The sequence below is a fragment of the Ruegeria sp. AF3 genome (assembly GCF_056536285.1).
The window spans coordinates 117,691-133,459 of the sequence record NZ_JBQFJM010000003.1 but is presented as its reverse complement, the minus strand read 5'-3'; the positions used below and the strand labels follow the sequence as shown (position 1 = coordinate 133,459).

General features: G+C 59.8%; 22 protein-coding genes and 2 pseudogenes. 8 read left to right on the top strand and 16 right to left on the bottom strand.

The genetic code is table 11. The annotated features are described in order from the left end of the window. Positions 1 to 229 precede the first annotated feature (229 nt). Together ACR3FC_RS20910 and ACR3FC_RS20905 are read left to right on the top strand one after the other, a co-directional pair. Positions 230 to 442, top strand: coding sequence for a heavy-metal-associated domain-containing protein (locus ACR3FC_RS20910; RefSeq protein ID WP_299784433.1), 213 nt, complete (start codon positions 230 to 232; stop codon positions 440 to 442). A gap of 8 nt (positions 443 to 450) precedes the next feature. Further along, on the top strand, positions 451 to 720 hold the full coding sequence (locus tag ACR3FC_RS20905; protein ID WP_480478227.1) for a hypothetical protein: 270 nt from the start codon (positions 451 to 453) through the stop codon (positions 718 to 720). Between the two features lie 34 nt (positions 721 to 754). Here ACR3FC_RS20905 and ACR3FC_RS20900 read toward each other — a convergent pair. The 12 genes and pseudogenes from ACR3FC_RS20900 to ACR3FC_RS20845 all read right to left on the bottom strand — a co-directional run bounded on the left by ACR3FC_RS20900 (position 755) and on the right by ACR3FC_RS20845 (position 8,627). Continuing rightward, a pseudogene (locus tag ACR3FC_RS20900) lies at positions 755 to 1,417 on the bottom strand (L,D-transpeptidase). A gap of 54 nt (positions 1,418 to 1,471) precedes the next feature. Next, positions 1,472 to 2,137, bottom strand: a complete 666-nt coding sequence (locus ACR3FC_RS20895; RefSeq protein WP_480478359.1) for a DsbA family protein — start codon at positions 2,135 to 2,137, stop codon at positions 1,472 to 1,474. Positions 2,138 to 2,205: 68 nt separating this feature from the next. Next, positions 2,206 to 2,681, bottom strand: a pseudogene (locus ACR3FC_RS20890) (c-type cytochrome). Then, complete coding sequence (locus tag ACR3FC_RS20885; protein WP_480478357.1) at positions 2,678 to 2,956, bottom strand: multicopper oxidase domain-containing protein; 279 nt, start codon at positions 2,954 to 2,956, stop codon at positions 2,678 to 2,680. Before ACR3FC_RS20885 ends, ACR3FC_RS20890 begins: the two are co-directional and overlap by 4 nt. Next, positions 2,892 to 4,058, bottom strand: a complete 1,167-nt coding sequence (locus ACR3FC_RS20880) for a multicopper oxidase family protein (protein WP_480478355.1) — start codon at positions 4,056 to 4,058, stop codon at positions 2,892 to 2,894. Before ACR3FC_RS20880 ends, ACR3FC_RS20885 begins: the two co-directional genes overlap by 65 nt. Continuing rightward, positions 4,055 to 4,711 carry a copper resistance D family protein gene (locus ACR3FC_RS20875; RefSeq protein ID WP_480478225.1) on the bottom strand — a complete coding sequence of 219 codons (657 nt, stop codon included), beginning with the start codon at positions 4,709 to 4,711 and terminating at the stop codon, positions 4,055 to 4,057. Before ACR3FC_RS20875 ends, ACR3FC_RS20880 begins: the two co-directional genes overlap by 4 nt. Before the next feature lie 213 nt (positions 4,712 to 4,924). Next, positions 4,925 to 5,269 (bottom strand): copper resistance CopC family protein, encoded by a 345-nt coding sequence (locus ACR3FC_RS20870; protein ID WP_093454949.1) that lies wholly within the window; start codon positions 5,267 to 5,269, stop codon positions 4,925 to 4,927. A 26-nt stretch (positions 5,270 to 5,295) separates the two neighbouring features. After that, complete coding sequence (locus tag ACR3FC_RS20865) at positions 5,296 to 5,610, bottom strand: c-type cytochrome (protein WP_259650590.1); 315 nt, start codon at positions 5,608 to 5,610, stop codon at positions 5,296 to 5,298. 125 nt (positions 5,611 to 5,735) lie between these two features. Beyond that, positions 5,736 to 6,308 (bottom strand): L,D-transpeptidase, encoded by a 573-nt coding sequence (locus tag ACR3FC_RS20860; RefSeq protein WP_424991109.1) that lies wholly within the window; start codon positions 6,306 to 6,308, stop codon positions 5,736 to 5,738. 89 nt (positions 6,309 to 6,397) lie between these two features. Next, positions 6,398 to 7,315 carry an ATP-binding protein gene (locus tag ACR3FC_RS20855; RefSeq protein ID WP_480478353.1) on the bottom strand — a complete coding sequence of 306 codons (918 nt, stop codon included), beginning with the start codon at positions 7,313 to 7,315 and terminating at the stop codon, positions 6,398 to 6,400. 77 nt (positions 7,316 to 7,392) lie between these two features. Then, positions 7,393 to 7,872: a hypothetical protein gene (locus tag ACR3FC_RS20850; protein ID WP_480478351.1), complete on the bottom strand. Its 480-nt coding sequence runs from the start codon at positions 7,870 to 7,872 to the stop codon at positions 7,393 to 7,395. A gap of 5 nt (positions 7,873 to 7,877) precedes the next feature. Further along, on the bottom strand, positions 7,878 to 8,627 hold the full coding sequence (locus tag ACR3FC_RS20845; RefSeq protein ID WP_480478221.1) for a response regulator: 750 nt from the start codon (positions 8,625 to 8,627) through the stop codon (positions 7,878 to 7,880). Between the two features lie 164 nt (positions 8,628 to 8,791). On the opposite strand from ACR3FC_RS20845, the gene ACR3FC_RS20840 reads away from it, so the two are divergent. Genes ACR3FC_RS20840 through ACR3FC_RS20825 form a run of 4 tightly spaced genes read left to right on the top strand, consistent with a single transcriptional unit; the run spans position 8,792 to position 11,238 of the window. Further along, positions 8,792 to 9,115 carry a hypothetical protein gene (locus ACR3FC_RS20840; protein ID WP_480478219.1) on the top strand — a complete coding sequence of 108 codons (324 nt, stop codon included), beginning with the start codon at positions 8,792 to 8,794 and terminating at the stop codon, positions 9,113 to 9,115. 3 nt (positions 9,116 to 9,118) lie between these two features. After that, positions 9,119 to 9,778, top strand: coding sequence for a TVP38/TMEM64 family protein (locus tag ACR3FC_RS20835; RefSeq protein WP_480478349.1), 660 nt, complete (start codon positions 9,119 to 9,121; stop codon positions 9,776 to 9,778). A 1-nt stretch (position 9,779) separates the two neighbouring features. Next, positions 9,780 to 10,802, top strand: a complete 1,023-nt coding sequence (locus tag ACR3FC_RS20830) for a cation diffusion facilitator family transporter (RefSeq protein WP_424991105.1) — start codon at positions 9,780 to 9,782, stop codon at positions 10,800 to 10,802. Continuing rightward, positions 10,789 to 11,238, top strand: a complete 450-nt coding sequence (locus tag ACR3FC_RS20825; RefSeq protein ID WP_480478347.1) for a DUF411 domain-containing protein — start codon at positions 10,789 to 10,791, stop codon at positions 11,236 to 11,238. Before ACR3FC_RS20830 ends, ACR3FC_RS20825 begins: the two co-directional genes overlap by 14 nt. Here the strand turns inward: ACR3FC_RS20825 and ACR3FC_RS20820 are convergent. After that, complete coding sequence (locus ACR3FC_RS20820; RefSeq protein ID WP_424991103.1) at positions 11,235 to 11,798, bottom strand: Crp/Fnr family transcriptional regulator; 564 nt, start codon at positions 11,796 to 11,798, stop codon at positions 11,235 to 11,237. The two genes, ACR3FC_RS20825 and ACR3FC_RS20820, sit on opposite strands and share 4 nt — an antisense overlap. A 76-nt stretch (positions 11,799 to 11,874) precedes the next feature. Here ACR3FC_RS20820 and ACR3FC_RS20815 point away from each other — a divergent pair, with 76 nt between their 5' ends. Then, on the top strand, positions 11,875 to 12,399 hold the full coding sequence (locus ACR3FC_RS20815; RefSeq protein WP_424991102.1) for a hypothetical protein: 525 nt from the start codon (positions 11,875 to 11,877) through the stop codon (positions 12,397 to 12,399). A 108-nt stretch (positions 12,400 to 12,507) separates the two neighbouring features. Beyond that, positions 12,508 to 13,065, top strand: a complete 558-nt coding sequence (petA, locus tag ACR3FC_RS20810) for a ubiquinol-cytochrome c reductase iron-sulfur subunit (RefSeq protein ID WP_480478345.1) — start codon at positions 12,508 to 12,510, stop codon at positions 13,063 to 13,065. 361 nt (positions 13,066 to 13,426) lie between these two features. On the opposite strand, the gene ACR3FC_RS20805 is transcribed toward petA, so the two are convergent. The 3 genes from ACR3FC_RS20805 to ACR3FC_RS20795 all read right to left on the bottom strand — a co-directional run bounded on the left by ACR3FC_RS20805 (position 13,427) and on the right by ACR3FC_RS20795 (position 15,763). Beyond that, positions 13,427 to 14,344, bottom strand: a complete 918-nt coding sequence (locus ACR3FC_RS20805; protein WP_416616956.1) for a cation diffusion facilitator family transporter — start codon at positions 14,342 to 14,344, stop codon at positions 13,427 to 13,429. Further along, on the bottom strand, positions 14,334 to 15,089 hold the full coding sequence (locus ACR3FC_RS20800; RefSeq protein WP_424991100.1) for a transglutaminase-like domain-containing protein: 756 nt from the start codon (positions 15,087 to 15,089) through the stop codon (positions 14,334 to 14,336). The genes ACR3FC_RS20805 and ACR3FC_RS20800 overlap by 11 nt, the downstream gene beginning before the upstream one ends. 95 nt (positions 15,090 to 15,184) lie before the next feature. Further along, a complete protein-coding gene (locus tag ACR3FC_RS20795) occupies positions 15,185 to 15,763 on the bottom strand; it encodes a cation efflux transmembrane domain-containing protein (RefSeq protein ID WP_037941752.1) in 579 nt (192 codons plus the stop codon). Positions 15,764 to 15,769: the final 6 nt, after the last annotated feature.

Genomic DNA, 15,769 nt, shown 5'->3' with positions numbered 1-15,769 from the left:
GCGGCTCATTTTTTGGATTGCAGGAGTTTGGGCGTTCTGGCACCAATCGCCCTTTGCCTCGGCGCACATGGCGTGATGTTCTTCTTCATGGGGAAGTCCTGTCATGGAGGCAGCAAGTCATCGAATAGCAACGCTCCCGTCGCCATAAAAACCCCAGTTCCAACATCGACGGACGCTTGACCTTCCACCAACTGGAATCCCTATTTCCAATTGGAGAAAAGGATGCGCCATGAAATTTCACGTCCCAGAGATGAGCTGCGGCCATTGCGTCGCTGCAATCGAAAAAGCGGTAAAAGCCGCAGACCCGTCAGCAACCATCCGGACGGATTTGGCTGCACACGCGACAGAGATCGACTCGACAGTCTCCACGGCTGCCCTGCTTCAGGTTCTTGCGGAAGCTGGTTATCCGGCGATCGCTTTGGGAGAAGGTTCGGAGGATTGAAAATCCGGATGAACGGGACCTCTAAGGCGTTGGGCCTGATTTTTGGTGCGTATCTGTTGACCGGATGTTCCACGACACCCGTGGTCGATGCGGACGGTGCCTTCACCGAATTGCCTGAACCACTCGTCGGTCTCGCTGCGCCATACCAGAACCTCAACAAGGTACGGCTGGATCCGAATGACAGTTGCTTCTGGTGTTTGCACAACGGCCCGGTCGAAGCGACCTGGTTGCCGCTCAGAACGTCACAAGGCAATCCAATCTGCCAGGCGGTAAGCTAGGTCAAGACGCTTTGAGCAACATCAAGGTGCCCATTTAGCCGCCGATCGCATCTTCGGGCGGATACAGGTGAGCGGTCTTGCGCGTTTCCACGTTGGGATAGAGATCGTTGATATGTGCCATGATCATGCGCACGCACCCTGAACTCGCACGACCTCCGATCGAACGCGGCTCAGGCGATCCATGAATACGCAGATAAGTGTCCCGGTTCCCCACGTAGAGATAAAGCGCACGGGATCCCAATGGGTTGGTTGGCCCCGCGTCCATCCTCCGCATGCTGTGCATATAGGTCCGGGTCGCGTTCGATCATGTCGTCCGTTGGACGCCAAGTGGGCCACTTGGCTTTACGCCGGATCGTGTAGACACCCGGCTCGTACAATGTCCCGCGTGCGATGGCCACGCCATAGCGCATCGCCGTGTTGCCGTTCGGCTCGATATGATACAAGTAGCGCGCAACGGCATCGACATGGATGTCACCCGGCACGAGGCCCGCCTTTGCCTCCACCCGAACCGGGGAACCGCGGATGAACCCCCACGGATTGGAAGTTGAGGGGTCATAACCCGGAGGTGTGACTTGCGCATCCCAGACATCCCACATCGCGCGCGGGGACGTGGGCGCTGCCGATATCGACGTGGCGAGCGGCGCCGAAAGAGCATTGCAGACCCTACCACAAAGTGCCGACGCGTCAGTTTGGCCATCAAAGTACCTCTTTCACTCGTTTTGACTGTGTCCGTTCGCCCATTGTCAGGAAACTATTGACCTGCGGCGCGTGCTTCCTGCGCAAGACGGATCATCTGATCTGCCTCGATGACCCCCGGAACCAGCGCGTCTCCGATCACAAAGGATGGCGTGCCATTGAAGCCGAGCGCGCGGCTCATCTCCATTGACGCCGCGATATGGGCATCGATCTCAGGCGCCTGCATGTCCCGTCGCAGCTGCGCAATATCCAAACCAATTTCCTGCGCGACCTGGATGACGGACGCTTCGGCTCGGCCCTGCATGCCCATCAACGCCCAGTGAAATTCCTCGTATTTGCCCTGCTCTCGCGCGGCCAATGCGGCGCGCGCGGCAAAAACCGAGCCGTCTCCGAGGATCGGCCACTCTCGATAGACCAGCCTCACATTGGGATCTTCGTCCAAGAGCGCTTCGATATGCGGCTTCACGCGACGACAATAGGGGCAGTTGTAGTCGAAAAACTCCACGACCGTGACGTCGCCTTCAGGATTTCCGAGAACCGGTGCGTTCGGGTCGTTCTCGAGGAGATCGCGGTTTTCGGAGAGGACACTCGCCGCCGCGGCCGCCTGCCGTTCCTGTTCACGCCGTTCAATGATCTGAACCGCCTCGAGGACAATTTCCGGGTTTTCGCGGATGGCCTCCAGAACCATTCCCTTGACCCGGTTCGCTGAGCGCGTCAGCATGAGACGCGAGTGGTGCAAGCAGAAGGGCGACCAGAGACATTGCCATTGCGATCTTCATGAGAGTTCTCCTAGTTCACCGGCACGCCATTGGTGCGCGCGGCTTGCATATCCTGTATTTCCTCGGGCCAGGTCGACTTGATGTACCCGAGTATATTCCAGATTTCCTGGTCGGACAGTTGGTCGCCGAAACCGGGCATACCGCTGTCGAACTCCATGCCCTGAGCGGCCATCACCTCTCGGCCCCCAAGCTTTGTATAGTCGAACAGCACCTGGTCGGCATGATGCCAGGTGTGACCGGTTTCATCATGGGGGGTGCCGGCAGCCGACCGTCCGCGCCCGGACTCCGCCAGTTCTCCTGACCCTCCAGATTGGCCCCATGGCACGCAGCACAGGTCTCGACATAGAGCGCTTCGCCGGCCACGAGATCGACGCTTTCCGGCATCACCCCGCTTTGGACATCACCGACAGACCCGGTCCAGACATAGGCTGCCGCCCCGAGCGCCGCCAGGACACCAATCCCGAGGATGGCAGCCATCGCTCTCATGCCACATTGACCCATGTCATCATGCCGGACGCCGCGTGTGACAGCATATGGCAATGCAGCAGCCATTTTCCTGGGTTGTCTGCCACGAAGGCAATGTCGCGCACTTCGCCCCGGTCGAGCAGCGTGGTGTCGCGCAGCGCCGAGGCTGCCATCGGGTGCGATCTCGGAAAATGCATGCCATGAAGATGCATGGCATGCGGAAACGACGTGTCATTGGTGATCTTCAGCCGAACGGTTTCGCCACGCGACAGTACCGCCAGTGCTGGACCATCCATGCCACCCACCGCGCCATTGAAGGCCCAGAAGTTTCCTGTCTCCATCATGTCGCGCATCGAAGACATCCGACCGCCCATCATGGCACCGCGCATGCCGCCCATGGCCCCCCCTTCCATCAGCAATGCGATGTCCCTTGCCGATGCCAGATCGGGCATGGTATGGGCATTCGGCGGCAGGGGTAGAGGCGTTTCGCGCCGCGCGCGTACCGTCGCTCGTCACTTCGAAGGCCACCTGAGAAAAGCTTTCATCGCGGCTCAATTGCACGATATGGCCTGCGCTGCCGACCTCTGCGGTCACGTCGACGATCAGGTCCACCCGTTGTGCCGACGACAGCAGGAATGAACCGTCCACGGGTTGCGGCACGGCCAGCGGCATCCCGTCCATGGCCACAATCCAGCCTTCGAGCCCCTCCAGCGCGAGTTGGAAAATCCGGGCGTTCGATGCATTGATCAGCCGCAGGCGTAGACGCTCATGCCGTTTCACGGTCTTTGCGAGATTGTAGACGCCGTTCGTTGTGATGTAGTTCCCAAGACGCCCGGCATGGCTGAGGTCATGCATCGCCCCGAAGGTATCCGCAATCTGAGCTGTTTCCGGATCGATGCGCCAATCGTCAAGGATCAGGACCTCTTCCCGATCGATATCGATCGGCTCCGGCTCTTCGACGATCAGCGCACCCTGAAGACCACGTGCGACCTGCTCAAACGAGCGGTTGTGCGCGTGATACCAGTAGGTGCCCGCGTCGGGGACAACGAAATCGTAGTCAAAGCTGTCCCCAGGGCGAATGGCGTCCTGCGTCAGACCCGCCACCCCATCCATCGCATTTTCGATGCGGATCCCGTGCCAATGGGTCGATGTCGGATCGGGTAACTCATTGATAATACGTCTCTGTACCCGCGCGCCTTGCGTAACCCGGATTTCCGGGCCCGGCGCGATACCATCAAACCCCCAGATCTGCGTTTTTCCGTAGTCGTCAGGTAAAAGCTGAATATCGGCGACCCGGGCTGTCACCGTGCGCATGGCTGATTGTGCAGACAGTGCATTCGGCATGCACACCAAACCGGCAGCACTCATACGAAGAAAGTCGCGTTTTGAAAGTTTCATGATGGCACCGTTAGAATTGAGGTGAAGACAGCCGTGGCAAGCAAGATGACACCGATACAAACCCATTCGAGAGAAATCGATCTTGCAAGGTGCGGCCCAGCTTTGGGATCACCGCTCTGCAAAGCGGGCACAAGCCGTGTTTTGTTGATGGCGGCAAGGGCCAGAAGCAGCGTCACGACGGCAATCTTTGCCAGAAGTGTCAAACCATAGGCAGTGCCGAGAAGCGCGGATAACGAACCAACCAGTCGCCAGGTCATTACCACGCCAGCGAGTAGTAGGAGTGGGACCGCAAAAGATGCGACCTGTCCAAAGCGATGTCCAAGCACGGCAGCAACTCGCAATGTGTCCGCAGACCCCGAAAGCTTATGGAGCGGAAGAAGGACGCCGATCCAGAATGCGGCAACGATCAGATGACCGAACAAGACGCTCTGAAACCATAGGCGATCTTCGCTGGCGACATGACCGATCTCGCAAAAACTCCAGATTGCCAAGAAACTGCCCAAGAGCGCTAACCATAGCCACCGTCCCCCCAAGACCACACCGCTCAGGAGTGCCCCCAGACCCAAAAGCCGCAACAGCAGGGCGTCTCCGGGCGGCGTTTCCCAGAGCAACGCAAGGATCGCCAGATCAGTCATGCCTGAAGCATCATCCATGAGCACTGCGCCCCGCACGGCAAAGCCGAGGAATGACATTGCAGCCGCCAAAAGAGCAAAGAAGACGGCCCAGGCCCGTAGAAAACGGTCGAGCCCAGCCAACTGCTCGGAAAAGACTTGGCGACAGAGTATCAGCCCGGAACTCGTGAGGACGCCGAGATAGAGCAAAAACTTTGTGGCAACCGCAGCCTGTCCCCAGATATCCGGCACCGCTCACTTCACTTCAAACGAGAAGACACCGTTCATCGGGTGCCCATCAACACCAAGCCCGCGCCATTCGATGTGATACATCCCGGGCCCCATGGGCGTGAGAGGAAGCGAGAATTCTTTGACAAAACCGGATTGGGTGCCGAGGTCCAGAGCCTCGGTGTGCGTCTCAGCATGGGTCATTTCGACTTTCGTCAATCGCATTCCATCGTTGAAGCGCAATCCAATCGTCTCCGGTACGGCGTCAAGAATGGCTCCGTCTGCAGGCGTCATGCTTTCCTTTTCAGAATGGGCGAGGGCTTGCGCGCTGGTCAGCGCCAAAAAAATTGTCAGTGCGACTCTGTATATCACGGATCGTCCTTCGTCGGTTTCTTCAGTCAGTTTATACCATTCGCGCGTTGCAACTCACGCACATAGGCCACGATCATTTTCACATCGCCATCGGTGACACCTTCGACCGGCGGCATGTTCCCAAAGCGCCAATGATGCGCACGGACACCATTCTTGGCCGCCAGAAGGAAGGCGGCATCCCCATGGTGGCTGGGTTCGTAAATCTTATGCACAAGAGGGGGCGCCACACCGTCCTGCCCGGCCGCATTTGCGCCGTGACAGGCTGCACATTTCGCATCGTAGGCCAGTTTGCCGACCTCCGCGTTGGCCGACAGCGCTTCCGGCAAGGCGACATCGACCATGGGTCCGTTGGCGCGAGACGCGTCGTCCGTGGTCGTTGCCACGTCATCGTCAGTTGGTCCTGTCCACCAGAAGCCAATGCCAAGAACCACCGCAAGGGCGACGGATAAGATCGTGTAACGCCCCATCAGATCAATTTGACCTGGGTCCCAACGGGTGCGCGTTCAAACACCTCTTCAATGTGTTCATTGTAAAGACCGATGCAGCCGTTGGACGATCTTCGCCCGATCTTTCGCGTGTCCTGGGTGCCGTGAATACGGTAATACTGCCAAGACAAGTACAGCGCCCGAGTCCCGAGCGGATTAGCAGGGTCGCCCCCCGGGATCCTTGCGGGCCATTCAGGATTGCGCTCGCGCATGGAGGGCGTCGGGGCCCAACTTGGGTTTTCTCGCTTTTCCACAACCTCCGTGTAACCAAGCCGTGTCAAGTCCTCGGACAAGGGGACAGACGTCGGGTAGAGACGCATTTCCCCATCGGTCGTCCAATGCTGCAATACTTTCGAGTTGGTGTCAGAGATTATCAAGCCGACACCGAGCGCGTCGAAATGGTCCTGCCAAGCGTGCGTTCGGAACGACGATACATTGCGCCGAACCGGGTCTATCGTCTGGGCCCTGACAATTGAAGGCGCGAAGAGCACCATGGCACCAAGTCCGCGCGCAAAGCTGCGCCGGGTGAGAGAAAGTCGATTTCTTGCCTGCATGGCTCTGCCTCGTTTCCATGTCGAACGCTTTGTTTTCTATCGGAGATCAGCAAGCGGCGAAACGCAGGAAGGGCCGGAATTTTGTAAGGTTATGTATCAACCCGCCGGTTGGATGGCGGCGCTACACTTTTTTGGTCCGAGCCGAAAATCCGGTTTCGGCGCGCTTCGGGATGCTCTGACGGGGAAGTCATCGCGGCTTGATCCGCAGTCACGGGCAAAACAATCCGGGCACAGAGCCCCCCCTCCGCGCGGTTCGACAGGGTGATCGCGCCGCCGTGTTGCAAAACGATGCTGCGGGCGATTGAAAGGCCCAGCCCATGGCCTCCGGTTTCGCGGGAGCGCGATCCCTCAAGGCGCAGGAAGGGCTGGAAGACATCGCGCAACCGGTCATCGGGGATCCCCGGCCCATCGTCCTCGACCAAAATCTCGATGCTCTCGTCAGAGACGCCCCAGGTTAGGGTCGGGTTGCGCCCGTAGCGCCCCGCATTGTCGATGAGATTGCGCAAAGCACGACGCAGTGCCTTCGGCTTGATCTGCACAATTGCCTCGGGTCCCGGGCGCACGTCCAACGCACCGTGGGTTGCGTCCCGAATGTCGGTCAGGAACGCGCCAATCTCGGTCCGTTGCAGGGCCTCGTCCTGTCCCACACCGCGCGCATAGGCCAGCGTGGCTTCCACCATATCCTGCATCTCGTCGAGAGAGGCCGTGATGCCGGTCTTGGTCTCCGCATCCTCTACCATCTCGGCATGAACCCTGAGCGCGGTGAGTGGCGATCTCAAGTCATGGGCCAGGGCGGCCAGCATTTGCGTCCTGTCCGTGACGAAGCGAGCCAGGCGCGTTTGCATGTCATTGAAGGCCGTCGTCAGGTTCCGCACTTCATTTGGGCCGACCGGCGTGAGGGGTCCTTGCCCGCCACCGCGCCCGAACTCCTCGGCTGCCGCGGCGAGATCATTCAGTGGCCGCGTCAGGCGCGTCAGCAGAAACCAGAAGATCGCAAGCAGCAACACGGCGGCCGTCAACACGAAAGAGAGGGTGGAGGCCCAAGACCACTGTATGGGCGGCCGCTCGAAGCGGGTGGCGACGTTCAGCCATGGCCTCCGGCAATGGCGATCGAGACCTCCATTTCGAGGGCCGCCAGCGTGCCCTGCATCATCTCGGCGTGCATTTCCGCCATTTCCGGAGAGAGGTTCGGCAGCGGCAACAGCCCCTGTTCAATCTCATGCACTTCGACCCGAATATCGCGGGTGTAGCCATCGTTCAAAAGCGCCCGCACGCGCGCCTCAACCGCTCCGTTCTCATCATGATGGGAGTGCGTCACAGCAGGCGTGTCGCCGAGTTCGAAGCGCACAAGGGGCGAGTTTGCCGCGGCCACGATATCCTCATGCAACATCGGCGGTGCTTCCTCGATCAGACGGGCGACGTTGGCTGCGCGTCCGGCTGCCTCGCTGCCGATGGCCGCTTGCACCGCAAGCGACCGTTCATCGACGAAAAGCCACAAACCCACGACCTGCGCCACGAACAGGACCACCACCACCAAAAGGGCGATCTGTGAGCGGAACCCCATTCGCATCAGGCCTCGACCTCCACATCACAGTTCAGGCAATATCCACCATTGCGCACGGTCGATATGATCCGAGGGCGAAGCACATCGGGTTCGATTTTCCGGCGCAGGCGCGAAACCTGATTGTCGATCGTCCGGTCAAATGGTCCGGCGACACGGCCGGCGCTCAATTCCAGAAGCTCATCCCGGCCGATCACCGCCCGAGGACGCTCAAGTAAGACCGTCAGCAGCTTTGCTTCGGCCGTGGTCAGTGTATTGACCGTGCCATCGGGGCAAATGACATGGCTGGCGTCGTGATCGAATGTGATCCCGGCAAATACGGCCCGCTTGCCCGCAAATGTTCCGCCATGGGGCGCATATCCGTCTCCCGCACGTCGCAGGATCGCATTGATCCGAGCCAGAAGCTCGCGCGGATTGAAGGGCTTGGCCAAGTAGTCATCGGCACCGGTGTCGAGCCCCTTGATCCGAGCGTCATCGTCGCCGAGCGCCGTCAGCATGAGAATCGGCGTTTGCTGCCGCTCCCGGCGCAACCGTGCGCAGGCCGCGAGCCCGTCCTCTCCCGGCATCATGATATCGAGCACGATCAGATCGAATTTGTCCTCGCCCAACCGTGCATCCATCTCGCCCGCACTTTTGGCTCCCGTCGCGCGCAGCCCGTTTTTCTCCAGGTAGCGCGTCACGGAGTGCCGGATCTCGGCATGATCATCGACGACCAGAATATGCGCCGATGCCGCCATCAGCGATCGGGTCCCACACATCGGCACGTCTGGCCGATCGGCCTACTATTCAATAGATTGAGTTCCATAACACCCAGAATAGATTGTTCTTTCGGGAAAGACCCGCACCTCGTTTGTCGCAATATGTATCAATAGACCTGACATGTCTTGACCCTCCAGCTGCTGGAAGCCCCATTTAACCCAGCATGACAAACACACGACCAGACACACCGGGGCAACATCCCGCCCAATCGGTGCACAAGACCGTGGCGGCACCCGCGTGGATCGGGTTTGCGCTTTTTGTGGTTACAATGCCCGCCCACCTTCTTCTGGAACAGGCAGACTCGCTTGCCCTGGCGGCGGTCACACTGGCCCTGATCGGCGGGGCCTACATCGGGTTCGGTGCCGCCGATGGCCGTCGCTCCGTGTTCTGGTCTGAGCTGGCGGTTGCTCTCGTCTTTGGGGCGGCGGCCGTAGCGGGTCTCCTTTGGCATTGGGCAGCCTTTCTTGTGCTGCTCTATACGAGGTAGGCCATGGTGCGTGTCGTTGTTCTTGTCCTTCTGGGGCTTTTGCTTCTCGTGCTTGCGCGTCCGGACCTTGCGGGGCTCAATGCCGCTCTGCCGGAGCGCGACGACCTGCGCCTTTGGATCGAGGCGGCTGGTCTTCTTGGTCCGGTTCTGGTCGTGGCGCTGATGACGCTGGCGATCGTGGCCAGTCCCCTGCCCTCGGCGCCGATCGCGCTGGCTGCCGGGGCCGCCTATGGTCACACCTACGGAACACTGCTCGTCGTGCTCGGCGCAGAGATCGGAGCGCTTGCCGCGTTTCTGCTCGCGCGCGGGCTGGGGCGCCCTTTCGTGGAACGCCATGTCGGCGAGACGATCGGACGTGGACTTCTGGGGTCACAGAATACACTGACGTTTCTGGTGTTCGGAAGCCGGCTGCTGCCGTTCCTGTCCTTCGACATGGTCAGCTACGCGGCGGGGTTGAGTGCCCTGCACCTTTGGCGGTTTGCCCTGGCGACACTCGCGGGGATCATTCCGGCCAGCTTCTTGCTCGCCCATCTCGGCAGTGAAGCCATGAATGGAGACGTGCAAACCGCCACCTGGACGGCGCTGGCGCTTGGCGCATTTACCGCCCTTTCCGTCCTCTTTGCGGTCTGGCGCGACCGCCGCACGCCGAAGAAGGAGATCTGACATGGCCACTCATTCACATGCGGGACATATGCCGTCGTCGGGAAAAGCTCTGGTCATATCTGCCTGGCTAACCGGCATCTACTTCGTGATCGAACTGGCCGTCGGGCTCTGGACCGGCTCGATCGCGGTGCTGTCAGATGCGTTTCACACCTTGTCCGCCGTGGGCGGCGTGCTCGTCGCCATCATCGCGCAGCGGATCGCGCGCCGCCCGGCGGATATGGCGCGCAGTTACGGGTGGTATCGCGCCGAGATCATTGGCGCGCTCGTGAATGGCGGCTTTCTTCTCGGCATGGCGCTTCTGGTGATCTGGATGGGGGCGATGCGGCTCGGAAATCCAATCCATCTGCCCACGGGACCGATGCTCTGGGTGGCCTTCGGTGGCTTGGTCACTGAGGTGATCTCGCTCGGCCTGATGTGGAAATCCAGCCAGGATGATCTGAATGCCCGCGGGGCACTCTGGCACATCATCCAGACCTTCGTCGGCAGCCTGTTGATCATCGTGACCGCGCTAGTCATCGAGTTCACCGGCTTTCTGGCGATCGACCCAATCCTTGGTATGGCCTTCGGGGTCGTGCTCCTCTGGGCCTCGATCGGAGTTATCCGCGAGGCGGTGCATATTCTGTTGGAAGGGACCCCGGCGGATACTGATCTCTCGGCCGTGACCGCTGATCTGCGCGCGCAGGACGGCGTTCTCGATGTTCACCATGTCCACGCCTGGACGCTGACCAGCGGCAAGCATGCCTTCTCGGCCCATCTCCGCCATGCCAAGCCTGCCGATGCGTCACGCATCCTTGAGACCGCATATGCGCAACTCACCAAGCATCACGGGTTTCACATGGTGACCCTGCAGCTTGAAACGGATTGCCTCGACGAGCGCCACGCGGAAGATTTGGACGTCACTCAATCGATGGGGCCGCAGGCAGAGCTTCATGCACCACCCGCGCACCGCGATCACCTCGACAGTGCCGCTCCTGATGCTAATCTCGACGCAATTCAAAAGGAAACCACACATGAAACGACGTAGCTTTCTGCTGACCGGCGCTGCCGCCACAATCGCGCTTCCGGCCATGGCCGATGCCGAACCCATCATAAAGGTTGTCAAAACCCCGACCTGCGGATGCTGCACGGCCTGGGTTGATCATGTCCGGCAAGCCGGGTTTCAGGTCGAGGCCCAGGATGTCGAGCAGGACGCCCTCTATGCGCTGAAAGACAGGCTCCAGATCGCGCCGGAACTGGCCGGGTGCCACACCGCTGTGGTGGGCGATTATTTCATTGAGGGCCATGTGCCGGCAGAAGACATCGCCCGGCTTCTTGCAGAGCAACCGGCGGCGCGCGGGCTGAGCGTGCCGGGTATGCCGATGAGTTCCCCCGGCATGGGCGGTCCCGGTGCCGGCGATACGTTTGATACGCTGCTTGTCGGGCCCGATGGCGCGACATCGGTCTTTGCCAGTCACAGCTAGGCTAATCGGTAGGTTCCGCGGGACGGGTTGTTGACCCGGCCCGCTTCGACAAGCGCCCGCAGCGCACGGTAGGTCGCCTCATGCGTCAGCTGGAGGCGCGCGGCAAAGTCGATGACGGTGCCATCCAGAAGACCCGCAACGATCCCCGCCATCACCCGATCCTCGGCGCGTCGGATGCCGACAATTTCCATGATCTGCCGCTGCGCCTGAACCTGTTGGGCCGCCTGGCGTCCATAGGCCCGCGCAAAGTCCGGGTTCGCGAAGCCGGCGAGAACCGCGGATTTGTCGATCCGGACCAACTCACCTGCATCCATCACGATGGCATCGCAATGATAGCGCTCCGAAAAGACCGAGGCTTCGGCAAAGCTGGTCCCGGATGTCGCCCGATGAATGGTAAGGCGCTCGCCATTCGGACCAACCCGTTCGAGATGCACACGCCCGGTCTTCAGCACATAGAGGCCCCGGGTCCGTGCACCCTGTCGAAAGAGCACGTCGCCAGCCGCAATTGTTTGCGACTGACGCGCAGTTGTCGGGAGAAGGTCGTAGGGTTCTGGCAGCATATGATTGAAATCATATTCCAGAGCAGGCCTGCGTGCTTGGAAAAACGGGTATCGTGCCGTTCAAATGGATCCCGCCATGCGCCTTGTTGCTCTCCTGCTTGCCCTGTCATTGTCTGGACCCGTCGCGGCCCAGCACAGCCATTCCGCAATCGGGCATGCGATGCCGGGTCCGCAGGAAGCCGGGCAATCGGCCTTTGCCGCCATGGCCGAGATCGCGGCGCTTTTGCGCGCCGATCCGGACACCGATTGGGCAAATGTCGATATCGCGGCTCTCAGGCGACATCTCGTGGACATGGAGCTTGTGACGATGGAGGCCGAGGTTACCCGCAGTGTGCGGCCCGCCGGTATCCGGTTCGAGATCCGAGGAGCACCGCGCGTTCTCGAGGCCATTCGCGCCATGGTGCCTGCCCATGCGCCTTTCCTTGCAGCCGAGACGGGTTGGGAGGTCACGACAGAGGATCTCGGGGATGGTGTTGCCCTCCTCGTCGATGGCGATTCCGACCAGATACAGGGCCTTGGGTTCTTCGGGCTGATGACCATCGGCGCGCATCACCAGGAGCATCACCTCATGATGGCAAAAGGCGCAACACCCCACCATTGAGCTGAAGATCCGCCACAGTTTCCCTCCGCCAGGCCCCGGGTTGCAGACAAAACATTACAAAACCCGCGTTGACGTTCCGGGGCGGGAAGGTTGCACACTCTCCATGCTGTGGATGCGACCGACGACACTGACCGCAGGGATTTCCTGTATTATGCCACTGCTGGCGCGGGCGTGGTCGCCTCCGGTGCGGCGCTCTGGCCGTTGATCAACCAGATGAACCCCTCGGCGGATGTGCGCGCCCTGGCGACAATCTCGGTGGATATCTCCGGGCTCGCAGAAGGCACGCAACTGACCGTCAATTGGCGCGGAAAACCCGTCTTCATCCGCCACCGGACGCAAGCGGAGATGGCCCAAGCGCGTGAACAGGCGGTCTCCGCGTTGCCAGACACCGATGCGCGCAATCCCAATCTTCCCGGCGAGGCCGCAGCGCGGGATGAGAACCGCGCCATTCCGGGCCATGACGCCTATCTGGTGATGATCGGTGTCTGCACGCATTTGGGATGTGTCCCGCTTGGCGATGGCGCGGGCGATTTCGGGGGCTGGTTCTGTCCGTGCCACGGGTCGCATTACGATACCGCGGGTCGTATTCGCAAAGGGCCTGCGCCGGAGAACCTACACATTCCACCCCTGGCCTTGTCCGACAACATGGTGCTGACGCTAGGCTGAATAATATGAACTTTTTGACGTAGTCGCGCCGTGTGAAACCAGACCATATTCAGACGCCTTCCGATCACCATGGATTGCGTCGCACCACATCCGAATTATTCTTTGCCCGGATATTTCGCGAAGTGGGGCTCTGGCTTCCATCCAAGCGAGGTTGCGGTTGACGGGTGCGCGCCTGTTGCCCGAAGCGATCATCGCTCCAAACACGGCCAATGTGAGTCCCCATGTGAAGTTTGGAATGACTGATCTTTCGCTGTTCGGAGACCAAATGTGCCTAGATGGGTGGAAGATTGGGCAAAGAAGCGCGCTAATCAATACCAGACCGGACAGGAGGCCAATGACCATTAGATGCTTTGAACCACCGTCATGAGCGGTGTCCGAACACCTGTGCCTCTTTATGCGCATTGTCGCTCGCTTCAAACTCAAGCGTGGAATGCTCAATTGAAAAACGTTCATGCAGCACTGATTTGACGTTTTCTTTAATTTTGTCGGCCTCACTCATCCGGTCGCGTTCGACGACAATATGGCAGTCCAATGCCGCAGCGTGCTCCTGCATTTGCCACAGGTGGACATGATGCACGTCCACAACGCCATCGACACACTGGATCGCTCTGACCACGTCGTTTCCATCCACATCCGGCGGGCTTCCAAGCATCAGGGTTCGAATTGGGCCCCCTATTTCGGTGAAGGACAGATACAGGATGTAGAGCGCGATGCCGATGGTGATGGCCGGATCAACCCAACGCATATCAAAAAGTATAATGAGCGTCCCGCCGACTATGACGGCCACTGAAGCCAACGCATCCGAAAGGTTGTGGAGAAAAAGCGCACGGATGTTCACGCTCCCCTTCTGCATCGAATAGGTCAGCATTGCGGTCAGCGTGTCGACCACAAGCGCGATTCCACCGAGAATGACGACGGTCCACCCCATGACTTCGGGTGGATCAATCATGCGCATGCCACCTTCGTAGATCAGATAGAAGCCGATCACGATGAGGGTGGTGTAGTTGATCAGGGCCGCGACGATTTCGACCCGGCCATAGCCGAAGGTCATGCGCTCATCTGCCGGGCGGCGCGCGATCTTGCGTGCGGCAAAGGCAATGACAAGCGAGGCCATATCGGAAAAGTTGTGCAGCGCATCGGCGATCAGTGCCAAACTACCCGAGAATATGCCCCCGACGATCTGCGCAACGGTAAGAAGCCCGTTCGCCCAGATCGCGATGGCAACCCGCCGATCGCCAGAATCCGGTTCGATATGCGCGTGCCCATGATCATGCGGCATTGGCAGGCTCCTCATGCGCGTGTGTCGCGCGTCGGTCAGTCTTGAGGCGGCCGCTGCGGAAACCACGTACGCGCGCATTCATCCAGTGGCGGATGATATGACGGTAAAGGGCACCACGCAGCCACCCAAAGGATTGCTCATGGGACAAATAGAAGGCGTCCGGCGTATCGTACACGCCGAAATCCTGCACGATGCCGGTTTTCTGAATGTAGGTATCTTCTCCGTTCCAGGCGACGGGAGGCGCGCCAAGGCAATCCGTGCCCGCGCCATAACCGCAGAGACTTTCTGTGTCCGAGAATGACGTTTGCAGGACATCGAGGAAAGCGTCATCCAGGATGAAGCCTTCAAGGTTGATCCAGGCACCTTGAAATTCGATCTCGACCCATGAGTGGAGAATTTCCTGCGGAGCAAGCGGATACACCAGCTCAGGGACAACACCGCGCTGCAAGCCTTTGTGGATCGTAAACCCATGCAACCGGCAACGAATGCCAACACCACGCAGCAGCGCCATCAAGAGCGTGCCTTTGGTATTGCACTGCCCGTAGCCGTCGGAAAGCACTTCGGATGCGGGGATGTCGTCAGCTCGATTGTATCCGAACGCGATTTCATTCCGAACGAAATCATAGGCAGCTCCGATCCGATCGTATTCGGATAAGCCGCGCCAGCTACGGTTCTCAATTAGATGCGCAAGAGGCGCGGCATCAAAATCCAGTAGTTTGGTGGGTACAAGTAGGGGGTCGGTCATATGCAACGGGTCGCTCCTCGAATCGTCTTGGAACAAGACTAATTGCTATAGTCACTGTAGCTTCAACCCCTTCTTTCAGAAAGAATCTCCCGCAACTATTTGCCCGTATGAACTGCTTTGTGGTGTTCGCCGTGTGCGTCGCGCAGAATGTCGATACCTCCCCAGGCCGCGATCCCGGCGACAATCACGCCGACGACGAGGTCCGGCCAGTTGGTTCCCAGCCAGGCGACGAGGCCGCCGGCCACGACGATCCCGAGGTTCGCGGCGAAATCGTTGTAACTGAAGGTGTTGGCCGCGCGGATGTTGACGTCCGGATCTTTGAGCTTAGCGAGCAGCCAGACGCAGACTGCGTTGATGGCCGCCGCAATCAGGGCCATGGCGATCATGATCGTCCCAAGCGGATCTGACCCGCCGATGTAGCGGCGCCACGCATCGTAGAGGATGCCTGCAGCGAACAGGATCAGCAGCCCACCGGAAACGTTCGCCGCCCCGCGTTTCCATTTGTCGGATCGGGACAAAGCGAAAAGGCTGATCGCGTAGACGAAGCTGTCGGAGAGGTTATCGAGCCCGTTGGCGATCAGGGCACTTGAGTCGCCGAAGGCGCCTGTTGCGAAAAAGGCCACGGCCAAACCGATATTGAGCGCCAGAACGATCCAAAGCGTCCGTCTCTCCATTGAATC